Origin of the sequence: Actinosynnema pretiosum (genome assembly GCF_024171695.1) — a bacterium.
Taxonomy (GTDB): Bacteria; Actinomycetota; Actinomycetes; order Mycobacteriales; family Pseudonocardiaceae; genus Actinosynnema; species Actinosynnema pretiosum.
This window is the reverse complement of sequence record NZ_JAMTCF010000022.1, coordinates 1-22,792: the sequence shown is the minus strand read 5'-3', so window position 1 is coordinate 22,792 and position 22,792 is coordinate 1. Positions and strand designations below refer to the sequence as shown.

At 76.4% G+C, this 22,792-nt stretch carries 20 protein-coding genes and 1 pseudogene; 14 read left to right on the top strand and 7 right to left on the bottom strand.

What is annotated here, in order from left to right; translation table 11 throughout:
- Positions 1–7: 7 nt before the first annotated feature.
- From LV78_RS33960 to LV78_RS33950, 3 genes are read right to left on the bottom strand one after another with little or no spacing between them, the layout of a single operon-like run.
- Positions 8–1,855 (bottom strand): class II aldolase/adducin family protein, encoded by a 1,848-nt coding sequence (locus LV78_RS33960; protein WP_253850083.1) that lies wholly within the window; start codon positions 1,853–1,855, stop codon positions 8–10.
- The gene (locus tag LV78_RS33955; protein WP_253850082.1) at positions 1,852–2,565 is read right to left on the bottom strand and encodes an HAD family hydrolase; all 714 of its coding nucleotides are present in this window, start codon (positions 2,563–2,565) and stop codon (positions 1,852–1,854) included. The genes LV78_RS33960 and LV78_RS33955 overlap by 4 nt, the downstream gene beginning before the upstream one ends.
- Positions 2,562–3,218: a transaldolase family protein gene (locus LV78_RS33950; RefSeq protein ID WP_253850081.1), complete on the bottom strand. Its 657-nt coding sequence runs from the start codon at positions 3,216–3,218 to the stop codon at positions 2,562–2,564. The genes LV78_RS33955 and LV78_RS33950 overlap by 4 nt, the downstream gene beginning before the upstream one ends.
- Before the next feature lie 258 nt (positions 3,219–3,476).
- On the opposite strand from LV78_RS33950, the gene LV78_RS33945 reads away from it, so the two are divergent.
- From LV78_RS33945 to LV78_RS33920, 6 genes are all read left to right on the top strand, one after another.
- On the top strand, positions 3,477–5,702 hold the full coding sequence (locus LV78_RS33945) for an MMPL family transporter (protein ID WP_253850080.1): 2,226 nt from the start codon (positions 3,477–3,479) through the stop codon (positions 5,700–5,702).
- Positions 5,703–5,962: 260 nt separating this feature from the next.
- Positions 5,963–6,676 carry an SGNH/GDSL hydrolase family protein gene (locus LV78_RS33940; protein WP_253850079.1) on the top strand — a complete coding sequence of 238 codons (714 nt, stop codon included), beginning with the start codon at positions 5,963–5,965 and terminating at the stop codon, positions 6,674–6,676.
- Between the two features lie 111 nt (positions 6,677–6,787).
- Positions 6,788–7,132 carry an STAS domain-containing protein gene (locus tag LV78_RS33935; protein ID WP_253850078.1) on the top strand — a complete coding sequence of 115 codons (345 nt, stop codon included), beginning with the start codon at positions 6,788–6,790 and terminating at the stop codon, positions 7,130–7,132.
- 116 nt (positions 7,133–7,248) lie between these two features.
- Positions 7,249–8,253, top strand: a complete 1,005-nt coding sequence (locus LV78_RS33930; protein WP_253850077.1) for an enoyl-CoA hydratase/isomerase family protein — start codon at positions 7,249–7,251, stop codon at positions 8,251–8,253.
- A gap of 133 nt (positions 8,254–8,386) precedes the next feature.
- Entirely contained in the window at positions 8,387–9,013 is a 627-nt protein-coding gene (locus LV78_RS33925; RefSeq protein WP_253850076.1) for a general stress protein, read from the top strand.
- Positions 9,014–9,098: 85 nt separating this feature from the next.
- Positions 9,099–9,452 carry a hypothetical protein gene (locus LV78_RS33920; protein ID WP_253850075.1) on the top strand — a complete coding sequence of 118 codons (354 nt, stop codon included), beginning with the start codon at positions 9,099–9,101 and terminating at the stop codon, positions 9,450–9,452.
- 93 nt (positions 9,453–9,545) lie between these two features.
- Here the strand turns inward: LV78_RS33920 and LV78_RS33915 are convergent, their stop codons facing one another.
- Positions 9,546–10,130, bottom strand: coding sequence for a TetR/AcrR family transcriptional regulator (locus tag LV78_RS33915; RefSeq protein WP_253850074.1), 585 nt, complete (start codon positions 10,128–10,130; stop codon positions 9,546–9,548).
- Positions 10,131–10,243: 113 nt separating this feature from the next.
- Between LV78_RS33915 and LV78_RS33910 the strand changes: the two genes are divergently transcribed.
- From LV78_RS33910 to LV78_RS33900, 3 genes are all read left to right on the top strand, one after another.
- Entirely contained in the window at positions 10,244–10,966 is a 723-nt protein-coding gene (locus tag LV78_RS33910) for a CPBP family intramembrane glutamic endopeptidase (RefSeq protein WP_253850073.1), read from the top strand.
- Positions 10,967–11,080: 114 nt separating this feature from the next.
- Positions 11,081–11,506, top strand: a complete 426-nt coding sequence (locus LV78_RS33905; protein ID WP_253850072.1) for a hypothetical protein — start codon at positions 11,081–11,083, stop codon at positions 11,504–11,506.
- Positions 11,507–11,642: 136 nt separating this feature from the next.
- Positions 11,643–12,323, top strand: a complete 681-nt coding sequence (locus tag LV78_RS33900; protein WP_253850071.1) for an HMA2 domain-containing protein — start codon at positions 11,643–11,645, stop codon at positions 12,321–12,323.
- Between the two features lie 11 nt (positions 12,324–12,334).
- On the opposite strand, the gene LV78_RS33895 is transcribed toward LV78_RS33900, so the two are convergent.
- Positions 12,335–13,216, bottom strand: coding sequence for an NADP-dependent oxidoreductase (locus LV78_RS33895; RefSeq protein WP_253850070.1), 882 nt, complete (start codon positions 13,214–13,216; stop codon positions 12,335–12,337).
- A 70-nt stretch (positions 13,217–13,286) separates the two neighbouring features.
- On the opposite strand from LV78_RS33895, the gene LV78_RS33890 reads away from it, so the two are divergent.
- From LV78_RS33890 to LV78_RS33870, 4 genes are all read left to right on the top strand, one after another.
- Positions 13,287–13,883, top strand: a complete 597-nt coding sequence (locus LV78_RS33890; RefSeq protein ID WP_253850069.1) for a TetR/AcrR family transcriptional regulator — start codon at positions 13,287–13,289, stop codon at positions 13,881–13,883.
- A 775-nt stretch (positions 13,884–14,658) separates the two neighbouring features.
- Entirely contained in the window at positions 14,659–14,958 is a 300-nt protein-coding gene (locus LV78_RS33880; RefSeq protein WP_253850068.1) for a DUF5132 domain-containing protein, read from the top strand.
- 34 nt (positions 14,959–14,992) lie between these two features.
- Positions 14,993–17,251, top strand: coding sequence for an ABC transporter ATP-binding protein (locus LV78_RS33875; RefSeq protein WP_253850067.1), 2,259 nt, complete (start codon positions 14,993–14,995; stop codon positions 17,249–17,251).
- The gene (locus LV78_RS33870; protein ID WP_253850066.1) at positions 17,221–18,522 is read left to right on the top strand and encodes a cation:proton antiporter domain-containing protein; all 1,302 of its coding nucleotides are present in this window, start codon (positions 17,221–17,223) and stop codon (positions 18,520–18,522) included. The genes LV78_RS33875 and LV78_RS33870 overlap by 31 nt, the downstream gene beginning before the upstream one ends.
- A 78-nt stretch (positions 18,523–18,600) precedes the next feature.
- Here the strand turns inward: LV78_RS33870 and LV78_RS33865 are convergent, their stop codons facing one another.
- A complete protein-coding gene (locus LV78_RS33865; RefSeq protein ID WP_253850065.1) occupies positions 18,601–19,275 on the bottom strand; it encodes a ricin-type beta-trefoil lectin domain protein in 675 nt (224 codons plus the stop codon).
- 112 nt (positions 19,276–19,387) lie between these two features.
- Entirely contained in the window at positions 19,388–20,434 is a 1,047-nt protein-coding gene (locus LV78_RS33860) for a methyltransferase (protein WP_253850064.1), read from the bottom strand.
- A gap of 200 nt (positions 20,435–20,634) precedes the next feature.
- Here LV78_RS33860 and LV78_RS41235 point away from each other — a divergent pair.
- Positions 20,635–22,792 (top strand): annotated as a pseudogene (locus LV78_RS41235) (AAA family ATPase); the annotation flags it as partial.

Here is a 22,792-nt window from a genome sequence, read left to right as displayed (position 1 = left end):
GGTGCGCTCAGCCCTTCCGCCCGGCCAGCGGTCGCAGGACCGGGTTTCGCCAGGTGTCGGTGGTGGTCAGGAACAGGACCGCGTCGGCGATCGCGGCCGGGTCGGCGGAGGTGACGGCCGCCGCGCCGACCCCGTGCGGTTCGCCCAGCGCGGCGAGGCGCGCCGCGGTGTCGGCCAGCTCGTCGGCGCGCTCCTCGCCCGAGGCGGTCAGCAGCGACCCGCCGAGGCCCTGGGCGGCCAGCACCGGCAGCGCGGCGTCCGCCAGCGCGCCCCCGGCGTCCAGGTCCACGACGACGTCGAACCCGCCGTAGGCCAGCACCGCCTCCCGCACGGCGCGCTCCCCGGAGCCGACCGCGACCGCGCGCCGCTCGCCGTGCCGGGCCACGAGCGCCTCGGCGACCTCGCCGGGCACGCCCGCCAGCGCCACGTGCGCGTCCGCCGAGGCCAGCCGCCCGGCGATCGCGGCCACCGCCTCCGGCGAGCCGCCGCCGACCAGCGCGACCCGCCCGGACAGCCGCCCGTCCGGCGGCTTGAGCTGCGGCTTGAGCCGCATCAGCGGCCAGTACTCGTCGACGACCGACTGCTCCTCGGTCAGCGTCCGGTAGCCGCCCGCCGCGTCGGTGGCGCGCGCGACGACCATCGTCTGCTCGAAGTGGTCGGCGCACAGCCGCGCCTTGGCCGCGTCCGCGCCGCCCGCCACCACGCCCACGCCCGGCAGCAGCAGCACCTTCGGCGCGCTGCCGCGCTTGCCCATCGCCCGCGCCACCGGGGTGGCGTGCCGCTCGTACGAGCCGTCGTACCAGCGGCGGAACCCCGCCACCGCCTCGACGACCCGCCGCCGCAGCTCCGGGTCGCCGGGCGTGGGCGCGTCCAGCGGCAGCGGCCGGAAGCCGACCGTGACCACGTGGTCCGGGCAGCCCGGCCCGACCTGGCTCAGCTCCGGCCCGCGTGCCGAGGAGGTGAACTCCACCGCCTCCGGCGAGCGGTCCACGTGCAGCACCACGCCGGGCGTGCCCCGGCCCAGCTCGCCGCGCAGCACCGGCAGCACCTCGCCCAGCACCGCGTCGGCCCCGGCCTCGTCCAGCGGCTCCACCACGCGCCCGCCCAGGTCCGCGGGCCCGCGCAGCGCCCGGCCCAGCGCGGCGGTGGCGCGGGCCACCGCCTCCAGCGAGTTGCGGTAGCAGGCCTCGCTGGTGTCGGCCCAGGTGAACAGGCCGTGGTGGGCCAGCAGCACGAACCGGCAGCGCGGGGCGGCCTCGATCCGGTCGGCCAGCTCGCGGGCCACGCCCACGTCGAACTGCCGGTAGTCGAACCAGATCGCCTCGTCGCCGAACTCCTCCTCGGCCGCCTCGCGACCGCCGGGGAACGAGGTCAGGGCGATCACCGCGTCCGGGTGGCAGTGGTCCACGTGCGCGGCCGGGATGAACGCGTGGGTGAGGGTCTCGATGCCGGGGCGGCGCTGCTCGCCGACCAGGCCCGAGGACACCAGGTGCGCCACCATCGCGGACTCGTCCACCTCGGCCCCGGCGCGCAGGCGCCGCAGCTCGGCCAGGCGCAGCACGGGGAAGTCCTCGGCGGTGGTGGTCGCGCCGTCGCAGCCCCACGCGCTCATCCACAGCACGTCCACGAGCTCGCCGTGCAGGTCGGGGGCCACGCCCTTGGCGGAGAAGTTGCCGCCGCCCTCCCTGGTCAGCGCCCGGTCCGCGCCGACCAGGTGCGAGCGGTGCACCACCTCGTCGCGGCCGGTCAGCCCCAACGCCCCCGCGGTGTCCCAGCGGTCGACCGGCTGGGGCAGCAGCGCGGCGGCCGTCGCGGTCGGGTTGGTCCGCGTCGTGCCCTCGGCCGTCCCGGTCACGGGGTCACCGCCCTCGCCGCGCGGGCGCCGGACAGCGGCAGCGCCACCGCCCCGTCCAGGTCCAGCACCCCGAGGGCGGCGTCGAACCGCACCCCGGACAGGTCGCCGACCACGGCCGACGCCCCGGCCGCCCGCACGGCGTCCACCCGGTGCGGCGCGGCCAGCGCCACGCACGTCGCCCCGGCGGCCACCGCCGAGGTCACCCCGCTCACCGCGTCCTCGAACACCACGCACCGCGCGATCGGCACGCCCAGCCGCTCGGCGGCCAGCCGGTAGCAGGCCGGGTCCGGCTTGCCCGCCGCCACGTCCTCGGCGCTCACCCGCACCCCGAACAGCCCGGCCAGGCCCAGCTGCCCCAGCACCGCGTCGGCCTTCCACGACTGGGCCCCTGTCACCAGCGCCAGCGGCACCCCACCGTCGGCCAGCGCCGCCAGCAGCGCGGACGCGCCGGGGATCCCGCTGTAGCGCAGCGTCTCGTTGTCCACCCGCATCCGCTCGTACACCTCGCCGTGCCGGTGCTCGGGCAGGTCGGGGAAGACGTGGCGCAGCGTGTGCAGCGCGGAGCGGCCGTGCACGTGCCGGTCCATGTCCTCGTCGCTGATCGCGAAGCCCTCGTCGCGGGCCACGGACCGCCAGAACGCGGCCACGGTCGCCTCGGTGTCCACGACCACGCCGTCCATGTCGAACAGCGCTGCGGCGAACCCGCTCACCGGTCGGTCCCCGGCTCGGCGGCGTACTCGGCCTCGAACGCCCGCTCCGCCTCCAGCGGGGCCGGGTGGCCCAGCACGGCGGCGAGCACGTCCAGCGGCGCGGTCACCGCGTCGGCCCCGTCGGCCAGCGCGCGGGTCAGCTGGCCCGCGCTCTTGACCGAGGCGGCCACCACCAGCGTCGGGCCGGTCCGCAGCGCCACCAGGTCGCGCACCAGCTCCGAGGCGACCCTGGGGTCGCGCAGCGCCCGGTCGACGTAGGGGATGACCGCGTGGCAGCCGATCGCCTCGGCCACCGCCATCGCCACGGGGTCCTGCGCGGCGGTCAGCGCGACGCGGGCGCCCCTGGAGACCAGCTCCCGCGCCAGCGGCGCCCCGGACGGCGTCGCGGGGACCTTGAGCACCACCCGGTCGGGGTCCAGCGACCAGGCCTCGACGGCCTCGTCCAGGAGCGGCCCGCGCGCGCCGGTGGGTTGGTAGTAGACCTCGGGCAGCCCGCTCGCCGCGAGCAGCTCGCCCAGGTGCTTGAGCGGCTCGGCGGTGGCGCGGCGCATCAGGGTCGGGTTGGTGGTCACCCCGCTGACGAAGCCCAGCGCGGCGGCCGAGGCCACGTCGTCCAGGTCGGCGGAATCGATGAGCAGTGCCCTGCCAGCCATGCCGGATCCACACCCCACTGCGGTCGGAGGGATAACGCGCTGTCGGGGTCGACGCTAGGAACGGCGGCGGGCGCCGTCGCGGTGCCAGGGGGCAGCTGCCGCTGTTCTGCCGGTCGCGCTGCCGGTCCGCCGCTTTGTCGCCTCACCGGGTGAAACCCACCGTCCACACCGGACCAATCACCGGAAAGTGTCCGTTCACCGATGCCCATCGGCGGGGAATTCTGATTCGGGACATCAGGTGGTGAAAGGACCAGTGGCATGGCGACCTTCCTGCACCGGCTCGGCTCGGCCTCGTACCGGAACCGGGGGGCGGTGGTGTTCGCCTGGCTCGTGCTGCTGATCGGGCTCGGGTTCGGGGCCACCGCGCTCGCGGGCAAGACCGTCACCACGTTCTCCATCCCCGGCCAGGAGTCCACGACCGCCCTGGAGCGGATGCGGGCCGAGTTCGGGAGCGGGCCGTCCGGGGCGTCCGCCCAGGTCGTGGTGCGCGCGCCCGAGGGCGCCCGGATCACCGACCAGCTCGTCGCGGGCGAGGTCACCCGGCTCGTCGGCGCGCTCAACGGGCTGCCCGGCGTCACCTCCGCCACCAACCCGCTCAACCCCGCCGCGCCCGTCGTCTCCGCCGACCAGGCCGTCGCCTACAGCACCGTCACCTACGACGTCCAGGCCCCCGACATCACCGACGAGCAGCGCCAGGCCCTCCTGGACGCCGTCGCCGGGGCCCGGCAGGGCGGGCTCGCCGTCGAGGTCACCGGCGAGGCCACCAGGGAGGTCGTCGGCATCGGCGGCCCTGCCGAGGTCATCGGCGTCGCGGTCGCCCTCCTCGTGCTCGCCCTGACCTACGGCTCGCTGGTCACGGCGGGCATGAACATGCTCACCGCCGTCGTCGGCGTCGGCATCGGCGCGCTCGGCATCACCCTGCTCACCGGGTTCGTCGAGCTCCAGTCGACCACCCCGATCCTGGCGGTGATGCTGGGCCTCGCGGTCGGCATCGACTACGCGCTGTTCATCGTCACCCGCTTCCGGCACGAGCTGATCGACGGCCGCGACGTGCCCTCCGCCATCGCGATGGCCGTCGGCACCGCCGGGTCGGCCGTGGTCACGGCGGGCATCACCGTCGTCATCGCGCTGACCGGCCTGGCCGTCGCGGGCATCCCGTTCCTCACCGAGATGGGCGTGGCCGCCGCCGCCACGGTCGTGGTCGCGGTCCTGATCGCGGTCACCCTGGTGCCCGCCGCGCTCGGCTTCATCGGCCGCCGCGCCCTGCCGCGCCGCCTGCGCGCGGGCGCCCGCCCGGTCGACCGGGGCGTCTACCGCCGCTGGGCGAGCGCCACCACGAAGAACCGCTGGCCGGTGCTGGTGGTCGCGGTCGCCGCGCTCGCCGTCGTGGCCATCCCGGCGTTCTCGATGCAGACCAGCCTCGCCCAGCGCCCCGCCGAGGGCAGCACCCAGGCCAGGGCCGTCGAGATCGTCTCCGAGCACTTCGGACCCGGCTTCACCGGCCCGCTGCTGGTGCTGGTCGAGGGCGACGAGGTCGCCAGGCACGCGCTGGAGGTGTCCAGCCGGGCGAAGGAGCTCGGCGACGTCGCCGCCGTCGGCCAGGCCCAGGTCAACTCGGACGGCACCGCCGCGCTGGTCAACGTCGTCCCCGCGTCCGCGCCGGACAGCGCCGAGACGATCGCCCTGGTCGACGAGCTGCGCTCGGCCGTGTCCGGGGTCGACGGCGCCACGGTCTACGTCACCGGCACCACCGCCGTCGGCGTGGACGTCTCGCACCGCCTCGACGAGTCGCTGCCCACCTACCTGGTGCTCGTGGTCGGCCTGGCGCTCGTGCTGCTGGTCCTGGTGTTCCGCTCGCTGCCGGTGCCGGTGGCGGGCGTGCTCGGGTTCCTGCTGACCGTCGGCGCCTCGCTCGGCGCGACCACCGCCGTGTTCCAGTGGGGCTGGCTCAAGGACGTGGTGCGCGCCGAGACCACCGGGCCGCTGATGAGCCTGGCCCCGATGATGGTCACCGGCATCCTGTTCGGCCTCGCCATGGACTACCAGGTGTTCCTGGTGTCCCGGATGCACGAGGCGCACGCGCACGGCGCCGAGCCCCGCGAGGCGGTCGTCACCGGGTTCCGGCAGGCCGCGCCGGTCGTGGTGGCCGCCGCCGCGATCATGTTCGCGGTGTTCGCGGGCTTCGTGCCCGAGGGCGAGGCGACGATCAAGCCGATCGCGTTCGCGCTGGCCATCGGCATCCTGGTGGACGCGGTGGTGGTGCGCATGGTCGCCATCCCGGCCGCGCTGGCGATCATGGGCTCGGCCGCCTGGTGGCTGCCCCGGTCGCTGCGCTGGCTGCCGGTGCTGGACGTGGAGGGCGCGGCGCTGGAGCGCGGCGGGGCCTCGGCGGTGCCGCAGCAGGACCGCACCGAACCGGTCGGCGGGGTGGGCGCCGGGGCGGCGCGCGGGGAGGACGCCGGGCACGACGTGCCCAGCCGCTGAGAACGGCCGCCGAACCCGCCCGCCGAACCCGCCCGCCGAACCTGGCCGCCGAGTCCGCCCGCCGAGTCCCGTGGGAGCGCCGCTGCTCCCTTGGGGTGGGCCGCGCGCACATCCCGCCCGGAATCCGTGGACACCGCACGTGAGCCGTCCTTACATTGGCGGCCACAGCTCTTCGAGCGCGCGACCTGGGTGGGCGAGCCCGCTGATCCGCCGTCCGAGCCCGCTCTCCCCGGTGTGCCTGGGGAAAGGCGGTTCCGCCCATGGTGTGGTCACCCCGGAAAGCCCTGCTCGCCCTGGTCGTGGTCCTGGCGGGAACCCTGCTGGTCGCCCCCGGCGCAGGCGCGGCCGAGTCGAACGGCGGCACCCGCGTCATGCCGCTCGGCGACTCCATCACGGACGGCTGGAACGTGCCCGGCGGGTACCGCGTCGGCCTCTGGCGCAGGCTGGTCGCGGAGGGGTACGCGGTGGACTTCGTCGGCTCCGGCTCCAACGGCCCGTCCGAGCTGGGCGACCACGACCACGAGGGCCACCCCGGCTGGCGCATCGACGAGCTCCACGCCAGGATCCAGGGCTGGCTGCGCGCCACCACGCCCAGGGTGGTCCTGCTGCACATCGGCACCAACGACATCGGGCAGGACTACGACGTCCCCAACGCCCCGGCCAGGCTCGGGGCGCTGCTGGACCGCATCCAGCTCACCGCGCCCGCCGCGTGGGTCTTCGTCGCGAAGATCACGCCGATCGAGGACCCGGTCCTGGAGGCCCGCGTGCTCGCCTTCAACAACGCTTTACCAGGGATCGTGGCGGACCGGCGGCGGGTCCACCTGGTCGACATGCACGACGGGTTCGTGCCCGGCGACCTCGCCGACGGCGTGCACCCGTCCACGGCGGGCTACGACAAGATGGCCGCGCGCTGGCGGGCCGCGCTGGCCACCGTCCCGGAGAGCCTGCCCAAGCCCCCGGTGTCGACCGGCTGACCTGCGGTTTCGCCGGAACTCGGGTGGGCCGCGCCGGACCGGTGCGGCCCACCCGAAGCGGACGTGAACATCCGTCGTGTCGAGCGGCCCGAATCGGGGCATCATTGTGCCGTGACATCTCCCGAGACCCACGCCATCACCGGGGAGGTCGTCGACGGCGTCGCCGTCGTGCGAGCCTCGGGTGAGATCGACATGTCCAACAGCGACGACCTGCGCGTGCTCGCCACCGACCTGGTCGACGGCGGGGCGTCCGCCCTGGTCGTCGACCTGTCCGAGGTGACCTTCTTCGCCTCCTCCGGCATCGCCGCGCTCGCCTACCTGCGCGACCGCGTCGGCCGGGGGCTGGTGCGGGCGGTGCCCAGCCGCACCGTGCGGCGCTCCCTGGAGGCGACCGCCGTGGACAAGCTGATCCCGCTGCACGAGACGGTGGAGGAGGCGCTGACGGCGGCGCGCTGAGCGCCCTGACCGGTCGAGCGCGCGCTCCTCGGGCACCAGACCCCCGCGCGCACGACCGCCGCACCGGCTCGCACAATGGGCCGGTGCCGGGCGGAGCAGCGCGAGGAGTGGTGTCAGTGTCTGACGTGGTCATCCGGGTGGAGCGCGGGCTCGGCCGGATCACCCTCAACCGACCCGGCGTGATCAACGCCCTGAACCGGGCCATGGTCGTGGAGATCGACGCCGCGCTCACCGCCTGGGCCGGTGACGACTCGGTGCGCGCCGTGCTGCTCGACGGCGCGGGGGAGCGCGGGCTCTGCGCGGGCGGCGACATCCGCTCCGTGCACGACGACGCCCGCGCGGGCGGCGACGAGTCGATCGGGTTCTGGACCGACGAGTACCGCATGAACGCCACCATCGGCGCGTTCCCCAAGCCCTACGTCGCGCTCATGGACGGCGTCGTCATGGGCGGCGGGGTCGGGGTGTCCGCGCACGGCTCGGTGCGGGTGGTCACCGAGCGCACCCGGCTGGCCATGCCCGAGGTCGGCATCGGCCTCGCGCCCGACGTCGGCGGCGCCTACCTGCTCTCCCGCGCGCCCGGTGAGCTGGGCGCCTTCGCCGCGCTCACCGCCGCGCACCTGTCCGCAGCCGACGCGATCCACTGCGGGCTGGCCGACCACTTCGTGCCCTCCACCGCCCTGCCCGCGCTGGTGGACGACCTGGAGTTCGGCGCGCACCTGGGCGTGGGTGTCGCGGCGGTCGTCGCGCGGCACACCGCCGATCCAGGGCCTTCCGCGCTGGCCGAGCGCGCCCCCTGGGTCGACCACTGCTTCGCCGCCGACACCGTGGAGGAGGTCCTCGCCCGGCTGGAGGCCGCCGGACACGCCGACACCGCCGCGCTGATCACCACCAAGTCGCCGACCGCGCTCAAGGTCACCCTGGAGGCGCTGCGCAGGGCCCGCGAGCTGCCCGACCTGGACGCCGTGCTCGCCCAGGACCTGCGGGTCTCCTCCGCCTGCCTGCGCGACCACGACCTGGTGGAGGGCATCCGCGCGCAGATCGTGGACAAGGACCGCGACCCCCGCTGGTCGCCCGCGACGCTGGCCGAGGTCTCCCGGGAGTCGGTGCTGGCGCACTTCTGACCCCGCCCGCGCGACGGCCCGGCGGTGGGGCCGGTGCCAGCGGTGTGTGATTGCTTGCGGTTCGCCGGAGCGCCGGTCGGGCATCCTGGGGCGTTGAGGGAGCGCCACCGGAACGAGCGAGGAGTTGACCGCTGTGAGCAGAGCGCAGCACCAGCCGACCGACCCCGACCGGCCGCAGACCGCGGTGGGCACCTACGACCGGTACGCCGAGGCCGAGCGCGCCGTCGAGCTGCTGTCGGACCGGCACTTCCCGGTCGACCGGGCCACCATCGTCGGCCGGGGGCTGCACAGCTTCGAGCAGATCGCGGCCGGTCCGAGCTCGCTGGGCGTCGCGGCGACGTCGGCCGGGTTCGGCGCGGTGATCGGCGCGCCGCTCGGGTGGTTCTTCAGCGCGTTCGGCTGGGTCGACCCGATCGTGTCGACGCCGCTGCTCATCGGCTACGGGGCGCTGTGCGGCGGGCTGCTGGCCGGGGTGCTCGGGCTGATCGCGCACATCGTCCGGGGGCCCGGCGGCACGCCCGTGGTCCGAATGCGCGCGGACAGCTACGACGTGCTGACCGACGCCGAGTTCGCCCCCAGGGCCGCCCAGCTGCTCGACTCGCCGGACGCGCCGGTCCGCAGGGTGGAGACCTCCACCCCGTCCGCCACCATCCGCATCCGCCAGGAGGACCTGCCCGTCCACGCGCAGGACACCCCGCTCATGCACCCGCCCAAGCGCGGTCGGGTGACCGCCGACCCGGACGGGCACGACCCGGTGTGAGCCGTGCGCGTGGAAAACCCCGGCCGGGCGGTTGACCTGCGGAGCGCGGGCTACCCGCTGGCCATCCCACGGGAGGAGGCGGCGGATGAGGGCCGTGGCGGTGCTGCTGGCCGGGGTGGTCGTCGCGCTGGCGTGGCGCGGTCGCCGCGCGGGCGCCGAGCGGTGGCTGGTGGTGACGGTGGAGTGCGACCGGGTGCCCGCCGCCTGGCCGGGCCCGCTGGGCGCGCTGGGCGACCGGGTGGAGATCCGCAACCGGCCCACCGCGCGCGGTGACGGCATCGAGCTGCTGGCCAGGCCGGTCGACGGCCGGGTCTCCCGCGCCGAGCTGCGGGCCGCGCTGCGGCGGGCGAAGGAGCTGGTCGAGGGCGCGGACGGGGTCGTCCCGCCGCAGCGCTCCGACGTGGACCGGCCGGTGACCGACCGGGAGGAGCGGCGCTGACGCCGTGATCGGACCGCCCACCGCCCGCAGCGGAGGTGGGCGGTCCGGGGTCCCGGCCGTCTGCGACCCGGTCCGGACCCGTCGCGGGTGCCGCTAGCCGGTGATCGCGCCGCGCGCGAACCAGAGCAGCGAGCGCACCGCCGAGGCGTGGTCGAAGCGCTCCGGGTCGATCAGCATCGTCAGGTGCAGGCCGCTGATCAGCGCCAGCGCCGTCCCGGCGTGCCCCGCCACGCCCTCGGCCGCCAGGTGGCCCTGCTCGGCCAGGGTGGTCAGCCAGCGGGTCAGCACGTCCGCCGAGCTGTGGTGCCCGTTCACCAGGGTCTCGCGCCCGGTCGGCAGCGCGTCCGGGGCGAGCGCGGTGCGGTGCAGCTCGAACCAGCTCTCCAGCGACAACCGCTGGTCCGGCTGGTCGGCGGGCGCCAGGAACTGGACCAGGCACTCGTGCAGGCGCTGCACCGGGTCGCGGTCCGCGTCCGCGATCCCCAGGTCCGAGAGCTGCGCGTTCACGTACCGCGCGGCGATCACGCGGTACAGCTCGGCCTGGGTCGGGAAGTAGTGGCGCAGCGTCGTCGCCCCCACCCCCGCCTCCCGCGCCACGGCCCGCACGCTCAACCCGCCCAGGCCGTCCACCAGGGCCAACCTCAGTGCGGCTTCGGTGATTCTCTCCCGCGTCGACATGCCCAAATCGTACCGGCACAGTGTGCCGCACGCCGTGCCGGTACGGTGTACCGGTACAGCGTGCCGCCAGGGTCCCGCCGGAGGGCGGGCGTCGAGGGGGGAGCAGGGGAGCGATGACCAAGAACGTGGTCGAGCAGGAGCGGGTCGCCGGGCGGCCGGTCGGGCTGCCGGACGGGAAGCCGGTCGGGCCGGGGCCGCTGGAGCTGGTCGTGGGGCTGGTCGCGTACGTGGCGCTGCTGGTGCCGGGGACGCTCTGGCTGCTGTCCCTCCCGGCCGACGGCGCGGCGGCCGGGCACGCCGGGTTGCTGGTGTCCGGCGGGGCCGGGATCGGGGCGTTCGCGCTCGCCGCGCTGGTGCGGATCAGGCGGCTGGACGTGTTCGGGTTCCGGCGCGCGTCCGGCGGGCAGCTCGCGGTCGGGGCCGGGTTCGGGGTGCTCGCCTACTTCGCGAACGCCGCCGTGGTCGCCGCCTACACCGTGCTCGTCGCGAACGACAACCCGCAGGGCGGCTACCAGGCCGCGGCGGGCGCGGGCGCGCTGTCCTTCGTGGTCTCCCTGCTCGCGGGCGCGCTGCTGACACCGCTGGGCGAGGAGCTGCTGTTCCGAGGTGTGGTCGCGAATGCGCTGGGCCGGTACGGCTGGTGGGCCGGGGTGCCGCTCAGCTCGGCGGTCTTCGCGCTCGCGCACGGGATCAACGTGATCCTGCCGGTGGCGTTCCTGGTCGGCGTGCTCAGCGCGGTCCTGCTCCGCAGGACCGGGTCGATCTGGCCGAGCGTGCTCGTGCACGCGGTGAACAACGGGCTCGGCGTCGTCGCGGCGGCCGTCCTGCTCGGGTGAGCGCGGGCCGAGGTGTCCACGCCGGACGTGCCCGAGGCGGACCGTGATGGGGTTGTTGTTGCGGTGGACTGCTTCCGTGACCCCCTCCGCGAGAACCGGGGTAGCGTCAAGATCGTGACGACTAACCCGGATCACGACCGGACCGGCTCCCAGCTCGTGGGCGCGCTGGTGGTCGCGGTCCTGTCCGCGCTGAGCTGGTTCGCGTGGTTCGGCTGGGACACCGAGCGCGACCTGTCGCCCGACGGGCTCACCCTCACGGGGCCGTACCAGGTGTGGCAGGGCGTCGGGTGCGCGGTGTGCCTGCTCGTGGTGCTGGTCGGGGCCGTGGTGCTGCGCGGGGTGCGGCCGTGGTTCGCGGCGGCGGGCACGACGGTCGGGTTCACCCTCGGGTTCACCGTCTCGGCGGCGATCATCTCCGACGACGGGCTGTTCGTGATCGGGTCGGTGCTGGCGTTCGTCGGCGCGGCGGTGTGCAGCGCGCTGGTCGCGTTCGGGGCGCGCGCGTTCGCCCGCCGGGACGAGGTCGCTCCCGGTCCGTGACCGTCCCGGCGCGGGCTCGCCGGAAAGCGTGAAACCCCCGGAGCTCCGGGGGAGGGTTCCCGTTCGCTCCGCTAACGTCGGCGCACAGGAGACGCGCGCCCCAGCGCGTCCACCGCTCGGGGAATCGGGGAGCGCCATGCCCTACGCCCTCGCCGGGGTCCGGGTCGGCTCGGTCGTCCCAGGTCGCCAGCGCTGGCACGTCCCGCAGGTGCGCGGGAACCCGCGTACCGCGTTCGTGCTGGAGACCGCGCTGCCGCGCCTGCCCGGCATCACCCACGTCCGGGCGAACCCGGTCACCGGTCGGGTGCTCGTGCTGCACCGCCGGTCGCTGGGCGTCACCGAGATCGGCGCCGCCCTGCGGGACGCGCTGGCCACCGCCCCTCCTGCCGCCAGGCCTGCGGTCCGACCGCACCCGGTCGTGCTGCTCGGGGTGGCCACCGGGATCTCGTCGGCCGTCGTGCGCGGGCTCGCGGGCCGCGTCGCGCTCGGGGCGCCGCTGCTGCTCGTCGCGGGCGGGGCCGCCGCCCTGCTGGTCGCCGGTGCGCGGCCACGCCCGCCGGGTCGGGCCGACCCGCCCGCCCAGCGCGCCCGACCTCAGCGCCCCCCTTCGCGGCGCCCCCGACCCCGGCGCGAGCGCCCCGCCGACGTCGACGGGTCGCGCTCGTTCTCCACCGCTGCGGCGGGCGCGGTGCTCCGGTTCGACCCGCCCACCCCACCGGCCGGGCGGCGCCTCGACCGCGACCCCGCCCCGCACGCGCACGCCCCCGTCCCCGCGCAGGCGCGACCGCTGCACCGCCGGGTGCCCCGGCACCGGTGAGCCGTCGCGGCTCAGACCACGACCACCCGACGGCCGCGCGCGTGCCCGGCCTGGCTGTCGGCGTGCGCCTGGGCGGTCTCGGCGAGCGGGTAGGACCGCTCGACCGGGATGCGAAGCGCGCCCCTGGTGATCAGCTCGACCGCCGTGGCCAGCGCGGCGGGCACGTCGTGCGCCGCCCCGGAGAACCGGACGCCGTGCTCGGACGCGGCCCGGTCGGCGATGGTGATCACCTTGCTCGGGTCGCCGGTCAGCGCGACCAGGTCGGCGAGCACCCCGGCCCCCGCCAGGTCGAGCGCCGCGTCCACCGGTCCCAGCGCCCGCACCCGCTCCGCCCAGCCGTCCCCGTAGGTCGTGGCGACCGCCCCCAGGTCGCGCAGGTAGTCCTGGTTCGCCGCGCTCGCCGTGCCGATCACCCGCACGCCCCGGTCGCGCGCGATCTGGAGCACCGCCGACCCGACGCCCCCGGACGCGCCGCTGACCAGCAGCGTCTGCCCGGCCTCCGCCCCGACCTCGCGCAGCACCCGCAGCGCGGTCTCCACCACGGACGGGTACCCGGCCGCCTCCTCGAACGAGAGGCCCTCCGGGATCGGGGCCCACGCCGTGAGCACCGCGAACTCGGCGCAGGTGTCGATCCCCTCGCCGAACACCCGGTCGCCGACCGCGACCCCGTCGACCCCCGCGCCGACCTCGTCCACCACCCCGGCCGCGTCGAGCCCGGTCCCGGCGGGCAGGTCGACCGGGAACTGCCCCTCGCGCACCCGCCAGTCGAACGGGTTCACCCCCGCCGCCCGCACGGCCACCCGCACCTGCCCCGGTCCGGGGTGGGGCTCGTCGGCGTCCACCAACCGCAGCACGTCCGGTCCGCCGTGCTCGCTGAAGCTGATCTTCTTCATGCCGTCGACAATAGCCCTAACGGTTAGGGTTTTGAAACAGGTAGCTTTTTGTGTTTGGTAGCATCCCGCCGTGACCGCACCGCCCGGCCGTCGCGAGCGCAAGAAGGCCGCGACCCGCCAGAAGATCGCCGACACCGCCCTGCGGCTCTTCCTGGAACGCGGCTACGACGCGGTCGGCATCCGCGACGTCGCGGCCGAGGCGGACGTCGCCGTCACCACGGTCTTCGCGCACTTCGACAGCAAGGAAGCCCTGGTCTTCGCGCACGACGCGGACTTCGAGCAGCGCCTCGTCGGCGCGGTGGCGGACCGGGGTGACGAGGCGGTGGTCCTCGCCCTGCGCCGCGAGGTCCACGGGGTGGTGCGGCACTGCACCGGGGCCGGTTCGGCCCCGCTGTGGCGCCTGATCGACTCCTCGCCCGCCCTGCGCGGCTACGACGAGTGCATGCGCGCCCGTCACGCGACCTCGCTGGCCACCGCCCTCGCCGCCGACCTCGGCGCGCCGCCGGGCGCCACGGCGTGCCGGGCGATCGCCCGGTTCGTGGTCGACGCCTCCGCGCTCGCCCGCGAGGCGCCGGACCCGGAGGCGGCGGTGGACGAGGTGTTCCGGATGATCGAGGCGGCCTGGGCCGCCTGCGGGCTCGGCGAGGGCGCGCGCGGGGACAGCTGAACCGCAGACCGTCCCGCGCGGGCCGGGGGCCGCCACCGGCGAGCGCGCGTTCGTTCCGCCGCCCCGCGCCTATCGGGGGCACCACCATCGGCACTGCTGAACGCGCGTTCGTTCCGCCGCCCCGCGCTGGTCGGGGGTAGCACCATCGACATTGCTGAGCGCGCGTTCGCTCCGTCGCCCGCGTAGGTCGAGGGCGGTAGGGCGTTGCTACTGCGGGAAGTGCGTCCGCTGTCCCGCGCGCGGGAGCCCTCCGCCCGCGCGGTCGACAGCCGCACCACGGGCACCCGCCTGCGATGAGGCGGCACGGAAGCGGGAAAGCGTGCGCCGCAGCCGGTGGTCGACGGGTTCCCGCCAGGCGCGGTGAGGGCCGAGGGCCCGACGTCGCGCGGGGTGCGCCCGCAGTTCCCTGCCGACCGCCTCGCCCCTGCGGCCATCCGGCCAGCCCTGCGCCCGCTTGGCCTCGTGCCCACCGCGCCTCGTGCCCGCGCAGCCCCGACCCAGCGCCCTGTGCCCGCCTCGCTCCGTGCAGCGGGAACAGCACCGTGCCGGTGTAGGTGGACAGCGCCCCCGTGCCCGCCCGGCCCCCTGCCCCCTGCCCCCGGCGCCCGCCCGACTTCGCGCCCATCACCCCCTTTGGGCCCACCGGGCGGTGCTGTCCACCGGAAAGTGTGAACCCCCGGTCGATCCGCCGGGAGCGCCCGCCCGCTCCACTAGCGTTGCTGCCCAAGCGCTGATCGTCTTCGCGCGTCCACCGCCTGAGGAATCGGGGAGCACCATGCCCTTCGTCGCTCCTTTCCTGGCCGGTCTCCTGACCGTCCCCGTGGCCAGGAGGGTCGCCAAACCGCTCGCCCGAGGCATCGTCAAGACCTCCATCGGGATCGCCGCCGGGGCGCGCCGCGCCGCGCACGCCGTCGGCGAGGAGTTCCAGGACATCGCCGCCGAGGTGACCGCCGAGATGGCCGCCGCCCGGCTCGTCGCCGACGTGGAGGTGCCCGAGCAGGGCACGCCCGCGCGGGGAGCCGTCCCCGCCGCGACCGGGCCCGCCGCGACCGGGCCGGACGCCAGAGCGCGCTGACCCCGCGACCCTCCCCCGAGAGAAGGCCCCCGCCATGACCCAGCTCCTCGACGCCGCCCCGACCACCAGGCTCACCGGGTTCCGGGTGCGCTCGGTCGTCCCCGGTCGCCAGCGCTGGGACGTCCCGCGCGTGCGCGGGAACCCGCGCGCCGCGCGCGCCCTGGAGGCCGCGCTGCTGCGCCTGCCCGGCATCACCGGGGTCCAGGCCAGCCCCGCCACCGGCCGGGTGCTGGTGCTGCACGACCGGGAGCTCGGCGTCACCGAGGTCGGCGCCGCCCTGCGGGACGCGGTCGCCGCCTCGGCCACCGCGCCGCTGGTGGTCGAGGGGCGCACCACGACGGCCCCGCCCGCCACCGCCCCGCCCGCCACCGCGCCGCACACCACCGGCAGCGCGGTCGCGCTCCGGCGCGGGGGCGCCGCCCTGCGCCGACCGCTCGCCCTGGTCGGCCTGCTCACCGGCGTCTCGTCCGCCGTCCTGCGCCGCGCCTGGCGCGCCCTCCTGCGCCCCCTGCGCCGCACCGCGCCGGGGACCCGCCTCTCCGCCCACCCGCTGGTGCGCGTCCTCGGCAGGCGCCGCTCGGCGCTGGCCGTGGCCGCCGCGCTGACCGCGGCCTGCCAGCTGGCCGAACTGGGGCTCGGGCTGTTCCTCGGCTGGATCCTGCTGGTGCTGATCAAGGGCGAGCACGCCCCGCTGACCGCGCTCGGCATCGCGAGCGGCCCCGCCCAGCTGCTCGCCCTCGCCGCGGGCGCCGCCGTGACCTGCGGGGTCGTCGTCGCGCTGTCCGCGGCCTCCGGCGCCCGCTGGCGCGAGCTCGGCCAAGGGGTCCAGCGCGACCAGCGCGCCCGCCTGCACCGCCACGCCCAGCACCTGCAGATGCGGCACCTCCAGCGCGAGCGCCCCACCCGCGTCGCGGGCGTGCTCGCCGACGACGTCGACCAGCTCGGCGCGTTCTTCTCCGGCCCGGCAGGCGAGGTGGTCCAGCTCGCCACCAGCGCGGTGATCCTGGTCCCGTCGTTCCTGCTGCTCGCGCCGGGCATCGCCTGGATCGCGTTCCTGCCGCTGCCGTTCGTGGCGGTGCTGTCCCTGCGCCAGCGCGACCGCGCCGCCGCCGACTACGCCGACGCGGGCGAGCAGGCCGCCCTGCTGCGCAGCAGGCTCTCCGCCAGCCTGGAGGCCGCCGCCACCGTCAAGGGCGCCTGCGCCGAGGACCACGAGGCCGAGCTGGTCGACCGGCTGGAGCTGGCGGGCGCCGACGCGGCCACCCGCACCCAGCTGCACACCGTCCGGTTCGGCGAGGGCATCCGCGCCTGGACCACCTGCTCGATGGCGGGCACCCTGCTCGTGGGCGGGCTCAAGGTGCTGGACGGCACGCTCGCGTTCGAGCGGTTCAGCCCGCTGATCGGGCTGCCGCAGCAGATGGTCATGCGGCTGACCCGGCTGGGCCCGATCGTCGACCAGTACCAGCGCACCCTCGCCGCGCACGACCGGGTCGAGCACCTGATGTCCCTGCCCGCCGAGCCGACCGGGGGACGCGCGCTCGCGCGCGAGCGGGTCAAGGGCGCGATCGCGCTCGACCGGGTGTCGTTCTCCTACGATGGCCGCCCGCGCGTGCTGGACCGGCTGTCGCTGCGCGCGGCCTCGGGCAAGGTCACCGGCATCGTCGGCGCGACCGGCTCGGGCAAGACCACCATCGCGAAGCTGCTCATGCGGTTCCAGGACGCGGACTCCGGCCGGGTGCTGCTCGACGGGCAGGACGTGTGCGGCCTGCGCCTGCCCGACCTGCGCGCCTCCATCGGGTTCGTCTCCCAGGACCCGTTCCTGTTCGACGGCACGATCGCCGACAACATCCGCTACGGCACGTTCTCCGCCACCGACGAGCAGGTCCGCGCCGCCGCCCGCACGGCCGAGGCGCACTCGTTCGTGCAGTCGCTGCCCCTGGGCTACGACACGGTGGTCGGCGAGCACGGCGCGTCGCTGTCCGGCGGGCAGCGGCAGCGGATCGCGCTGGCCAGGACCGTGCTGAAGAACCCGCCCGTGGTGGTCCTGGACGAGGCCACGTCGGCGGTCGACAACGAGACCGAGGCGGCTATCCAGCGCGCGCTGGCCACGTTCGCCAAGGGCCGCACCCTGATCGTGATCGCGCACCGGCTGTCCACCATCCGCCACGCGGACCACATCTACGTGCTGGACGCGGGCGGTGTCGTGGCCGAGCAGGGCGCGCACGAGGACCTGGTGGCGTCCGGCGGGCGCTACGCCTCGCTGTGGGAGCTCCAGGCCGGGGCGAAGGGCTGAGCGCGCCGGTCGCGGTCGCGGCGGGTTCCCCCGTCGGCGACTCGCTCGTCGCGCTCCTGTTCCTCGACCTCGCGGTCGTCCTCGCCCTCGGCGCCCTGCTCGGCGCGCTGGCCAGGCGGCTGGGGCAGCCCGCGGTGGTGGGGGAGGTCGCGGCCGGGATCGCGCTCGGCCCCAGCCTGCTCGGCCTGCTGCCCGGCGACCCGGTCGGGCTGCTGTTCCCGCCCGAGGCGCGCCCGCCGCTGGCGTTCGCCGCCCAGCTCGGCCTGGTGCTGTTCATGTTCCTGGTCGGCTGCGAGCTGGACGTCGACCGGCTGCGCGGGACGGGCCGGGTGGTCGGCGCGGTGTCGGCGGGCTCGGTCGTGCTGCCCTTCTGCCTCGGGCTCGGCGTCGCGGCGCTGCTGTGGCCGCAGGGCGGTGAGGCGCTCGCGCTGTTCACCGCCGCCGCGCTGTCGATCACCGCTTTCCCGGTCCTGGCAAGGATTCTGGCCGAGCGGCGGATGCAGCGCACCCGGTCGGGGGTGGTCGCGCTGGCGAGCGCGGCGGTGAACGACGTGGTGGCGTGGTGCGCGCTCGCGGTCGTCGCCGGGATCGTGACCGCGCGCGGCCCGTGGTCGGCGCTGGCCGTGCTGGCCTGGACGGCGGCGCTGGTCCTGGTGGCGGTGCTCGTCGTCCGGCCGCTGGTGGGGTGGGCGGCCCGGCTGGTGGGCGGCTCGCCGCGCGCGGACGCGGTGCTGTTCGCGGTCGTCGTGCAGGGTCTGCTGCTGTTCGCGCTGGCCACCACCGCCATCGGCCTGCACGCGGTGTTCGGGGCGTTCCTGTTCGGGGCGGTCGTGCCCAAGGACGCGCTGCGGGAGGCCGCGCCGACCCTGGTGGACCGGGTCGGCGGGCTGAGCTCCCTGCTGCTGCCGGTGTTCTTCGTGGTGGCCGGGCTGTCCGTGGACGTCGGCGGCCTCGGCTGGTCGGGCGCGGGGGAGGTGCTGCTGGTGCTCGTCGCCGCGTGCGCGGGCAAGCTGGTCGGCGCGGCGGGAGGCGGTCTGCTGGCGGGGCTGCCCGCGCGCGACGCGGCCGAGGTCGGCGTGCTGATGAACGCCAGGGGGCTGACCGAGCTGGTGGTGCTCGGCGTCGGGCTGGAGCTGGGGGTGCTGGACGGGCGCCTGTTCACGGTGCTGGTCGTCATGGCGCTGGTGACGACGGCGGCGACCGGGCCGCTGCTGACGCTGATCGCCCGGCGGGCCGGTCGGGAGGCGCGGGTGCTCGGGGGAGTCCGGTAGTTCGCGTTCGTCCACAGTGGACTTCTGGGCTGGTGGGGGTCTGCGGCACGCGTTCCGCAGACCCCCTCATCCCGTGGATCAGCCCTGGACGGTGTCCTCGGACTCCTCGGTCTCCTCGACCTCGGTCACCGTCCACAGCGACTTGGCGGGCTTGCCGGTCCCGACCATCGCCAGGCCGAACTGGTTGGTCAGCGGGAACTGCGTCGGGCTCACGAACGCGACGTCACCGGTCACCTCGGCCAGGCCCGACACGGACTCCTTGCCGTGGTCGTACAGCGCCCACGTCTCGCTGGCCCCGCCCTCGCAGTCCTGGAGCGCGACGTACCAGACGTCCTCGCTGGCCAGGCACCTGCCCTCGAAGGCGACCGCCTCCAGCGTCACGGCGTTGCCGTCGACCTCCGCCAGCTCCCACTCCTGGTTGGCCTCGCCGTCGCACGGCAGCACGGCGGCGTGCTCGTCCAGCGCGGTCAGGCAGTTCTCGGTGCCCGCGTCCGCGATGGTGACCGTGGTCGACCTGCTCTCCTCGGGGTCCTGGTCCGCGAAGGCCGTGCCCGAGGCGGCCAGCGGTCCGGCCAGCGCGAGCGCCAGGCCCGCCGCCGCCACGAGGGTGCGCCTGGCGGCGCCCGCAGTCCTGCTCTCGCTCGACGTCGCTCGGAACGCGGGTCCCGCCACCGGGGCGTGGACCACGCCGACCACCGGGCTCGTGCTCCGCGCCCTGCGGCTCTCGTGCGGCCGGTCGGGGCGCCCGACCACCCTGGACGGCGGACCCCGCGAACGGGTCCGGCGAACGGGCCGGGTGGTGTGGCGGCCAGCGCGGACCGAGTCAAGCAGAGCCGCACCAGTGCGGCCTGGCGAGAGCTGACGATCACCCGTCCGTGCGCGGGTTCAGGCGTGGCGCGGCCTCCAGCAGGTGGTAGGGCGTCCCGGTCGCGGTGACCGACCGCAGCTCCAGCCCGGCCCGGTCGAACAGCCCGGCGAACTCCGCCGTCGAGCGCTCCCGCCCGCCGCACAGCACGAACAGCCGCAGGCTGCTGTGCGCCGCGTAGGTCCGGTGCTCGGGATCGTCGGAAAGCGCTTCCACGACCACGACCCTGGCGTGCGCGGGCGCGTCGGCCCGGACGTTGGCCAGCGCCCGCACCGCCTGCTCGTCGTCCAGCATGTGCAGGACCGTGCGCAGCACGTAGACGTCCGCCGAGCCGACCCGGTCGACGAACAGGTCGCCCGCCCGGATCTCGACGCGGTCGTCGCCGCGCAGCTCGGGCGCCGCGTCCCGGACCGCCTCGGGCAGGTCGAACAGCACGCCGGAGACCTTGCGGTGCTCGCGCAGCAGCGCGGCGAGCAACCGGCCCCGCCCACCGCCGACGTCGGCCACCCGCGCGACCCCGGTCAGGTCGAGCGCGGCGCGGATCGCCTCGTCGAACGGGTCGCCGGGGCCGGTGGCCACCGCCTCGTGGAACACCTCGGCGGCGGCGGGGTCGGTGGCGAAGCGGGCGAACAGCGAGTGGCCGTGCACCAGCTCGAACGGGGAGGCGTCGGCGCGCACGCCGTCCGCGAGCCCGCGCCACGCCTCGTCCGCCCAGCCCGCCGTGAGCAGGCGGGTGAGCGGCAGGCCGTCGGCGGAGCGCAGCGCGCGGGACAGGGGTGTGTGGGAGACGAGGGCGCGCTCGTCCAGCGCGAGCACGCCGACGTCGGCGAGCACCGCCACCAGCTGCGCCAGCCGCGTCGGCGCGGCCCCCGCCAGCGCGGCCAGCTCGGTGACGGCGGTGGGGGTCTCCGGGAGCAGGTCGGGCAGGCGCAGCTCCACGGCGGCGCGCAGGGCGCCCCACCCGGCGGCGGCGGTCGCGAGCGCCTGGAAGGCCTCGGCTCCGGCGTCGTGGCTGCGCGCGCTGCGCTCGTCGTAGATCAGCGTCACGGGGATCGCCTCCTGGAACTGGTTCGGGGGTCGCGTCAGGGAGTGTTCAGCCCGGAACGCCCGCGCGGCAGGGCTCTTCGTGGTGTTCCCGGCGCGGGTGGGCGGCCAGTGGGGGCGCGGTGGTCGGGGGGTGGACAAGACGACTGACAGGGCTGTTGACATGCCTGAAGGTCGGTGGTGCGGACGCGGGGAGGCGAGGGATGCGGCTGGTTGACCGCGACGGGCAGTGCGAGGCGCTGGCGGCCCTGCTGGCGGGCGCGGCGGACGGGCGCGGGGGCGCGGTGCTGCTCAGGGGTGCGCCGGGACACGGGAAGACGGCGCTGCTGGGGTGGCTGGTCGAGCTGGCGGAGGGGGCGGGTTTCCGCTGCCTGGCCGCCGAGCCGGACGCGCTGCCGGGGGTGGCGGAGCTCGCGGGGGACCGGACCGGGTCGCCGGGTGGGCGGGAGCCAGTCGAGTCGTCGGGGCGTGTGGAGCCACCGGGGAGCGGGACTTGCTCGACGCCTGGAACGGGCGCGCGGGCCGGGGCGGTGGGGCGATGCGGTTCCAGGGCCCCGGTGCTGGTGGCCGTGGACGACGCCGGAACCGCCGACGTGGGCGTGCTGCTCGATTTGGTGACGCTGGCGAGGCGCGCGGCCGTCGTGCTCGCGCTCACCGACCTGCCACGCCTGCCCGACGCCGACCCGCTGGGCACCGTGGCGCGTGCGCCGGGCGCGGTCGTGCTCGACCTGCCACCGCTGCGGGCGGACACCACCGCCCGACTGCTCGACGGGACCCCGTGGCCGGTGACCGGGGGGAACCCAGCGCTGGTGCGCGCGCTCGCCCGCGACCTAGCGGCCGGGGACGCCGGACCGGGCCCCGCCTACCGCGCCGCGCTCGCCGGACTGCTCGACCGCTGCGGCCCGGAGGTGGCCGCCACCGCGCACGCCACCGCCGTGCTCGCCGTCCCACGCCCGCCCACCACCGCGCCCCCGGCCCCCGTGACCGTCGACCTGGTCGCCGACCTGCTCGGCCGGGCGCCCGCCACCGTCGCCGACGCCCGCGCCCGCCTGGCGGGAGCCGGGCTCGACCAGGCCGATCCCGCCGCCGTGCTGGACGTGCTGCCCGCCGCCCGCCGCGCCGAGTTGCACCTGCGCGCCGCCCGGACGCTGCACGAGCGCGGCGAGTCGCCCACCACCGTCGCCGACCACCTCGTCACGGCGGGGTTGCCCGCGCCCGCCTGGGCGGTCGACGTGCTCGTCGCCGCAGCCGACCTCGCGCTCGCGGCCGACGACGTGCCCACCGCCGTCGAACGGCTCACCGCCGCCCACCGCCGAGACGTGGACCGCCGAGACGCGGACCGCCGAGACGCGAACCGCCCGCAGGCCGAGCCTCAGGGCGGGGGTCTGGACTCGGACAGCCCCGCCCGCCAGTGCGGGTGCGCGGACCGGGGGACCGCCCCCACTGACCGTCCGGCGACTCCCATACCCGCTGACCGGCACGCGCCTCCCGCCACCGCGCCCGTCTCCGCGCCCGCCGCCGTGTCAGGGACCGCGCCCACCTCCGCCTCAAGGGTCGCCTCCGCGCCCGCCGCCGTGTCAGGGGGCGCCTCCGTGTCCGGGCCAGTGCCCGCTTCCGGGGCCGGGTCTGCCTCCGTCCCTGGGGCCGCGCCCGCGTCCGTGGCCGGGGCCGTGTCCGGATTTGGGTCCGCGCCCATGTCTGTGCCTGCCTCCGCCCCCGTGTCCGCCTCCGCGTCAGAGCCCACTTCCGGGTCCACGTTCGCACTCGTGTCCGCTCCCCTACCCACCTCCGTGTCTGCGCCTGTGTCCGGGTCCGTGTCCGAGGCCAGGACCGGGTCCGCGCCCGTCCCCACCCCCGTGTCCGCGCCCGCGTCCGGTGCCGGGGCCGGGACTGGGGCCGGGTTCGTGCCCGCGCCCGTCCCCACCCCCGTGTCCGCGCCTGCCTTCGCGTTCGGAGCCGGGGCCGGGGTCGCGCCCGTGCCCCCCACCTCCCACGAGCCCCCTCCCGACCTCGCGCTCACCGCCCGCCTGACCCGCGCCCGCTGGCAGCTCAACCCGGCAGCCGCCCTGTGCCACCTCGACCCGCTCGCCGACGCGCTCGCCGCCGACCCCGCCGCGCTCGACCCCCGAGACGCCGCCGTGCTGGTGCGCCAGCTCGTCTGGCACGGGCGCACCACCGCCGCCGGGCGGGTGCTCGCCGCGCTGCGCGCCCGCGAGCACGCCGCCGAGCTGCCCGACCTGGAGACCTGGCTCTCCCTCGCCTGCCCGCCGCTCGCCGCCTCCCGCCGCTCCACAGCCCTCCGCCCCAACGCCCCGCACCCCAGCGCCCCGCACACCTCAGCCCTGCACCCCTCCACCCCCC

Coding starts and splice junctions, on each gene's coding strand:
- LV78_RS33950 (WP_253850081.1), bottom strand. CDS start 3,218: ATGGCTGGCAGGGCACTGCTCATCGATTCCGCCGACCTGGACGACGTG.
- LV78_RS33945 (WP_253850080.1), top strand. CDS start 3,477: ATGGCGACCTTCCTGCACCGGCTCGGCTCGGCCTCGTACCGGAACCGG.
- LV78_RS33940 (WP_253850079.1), top strand. CDS start 5,963: ATGGTGTGGTCACCCCGGAAAGCCCTGCTCGCCCTGGTCGTGGTCCTG.
- LV78_RS33920 (WP_253850075.1), top strand. CDS start 9,099: ATGAGGGCCGTGGCGGTGCTGCTGGCCGGGGTGGTCGTCGCGCTGGCG.
- LV78_RS33915 (WP_253850074.1), bottom strand. CDS start 10,130: ATGTCGACGCGGGAGAGAATCACCGAAGCCGCACTGAGGTTGGCCCTG.
- LV78_RS33910 (WP_253850073.1), top strand. CDS start 10,244: ATGACCAAGAACGTGGTCGAGCAGGAGCGGGTCGCCGGGCGGCCGGTC.
- LV78_RS33900 (WP_253850071.1), top strand. CDS start 11,643: ATGCCCTACGCCCTCGCCGGGGTCCGGGTCGGCTCGGTCGTCCCAGGT.
- LV78_RS33895 (WP_253850070.1), bottom strand. CDS start 13,216: ATGAAGAAGATCAGCTTCAGCGAGCACGGCGGACCGGACGTGCTGCGG.
- LV78_RS33880 (WP_253850068.1), top strand. CDS start 14,659: ATGCCCTTCGTCGCTCCTTTCCTGGCCGGTCTCCTGACCGTCCCCGTG.
- LV78_RS33875 (WP_253850067.1), top strand. CDS start 14,993: ATGACCCAGCTCCTCGACGCCGCCCCGACCACCAGGCTCACCGGGTTC.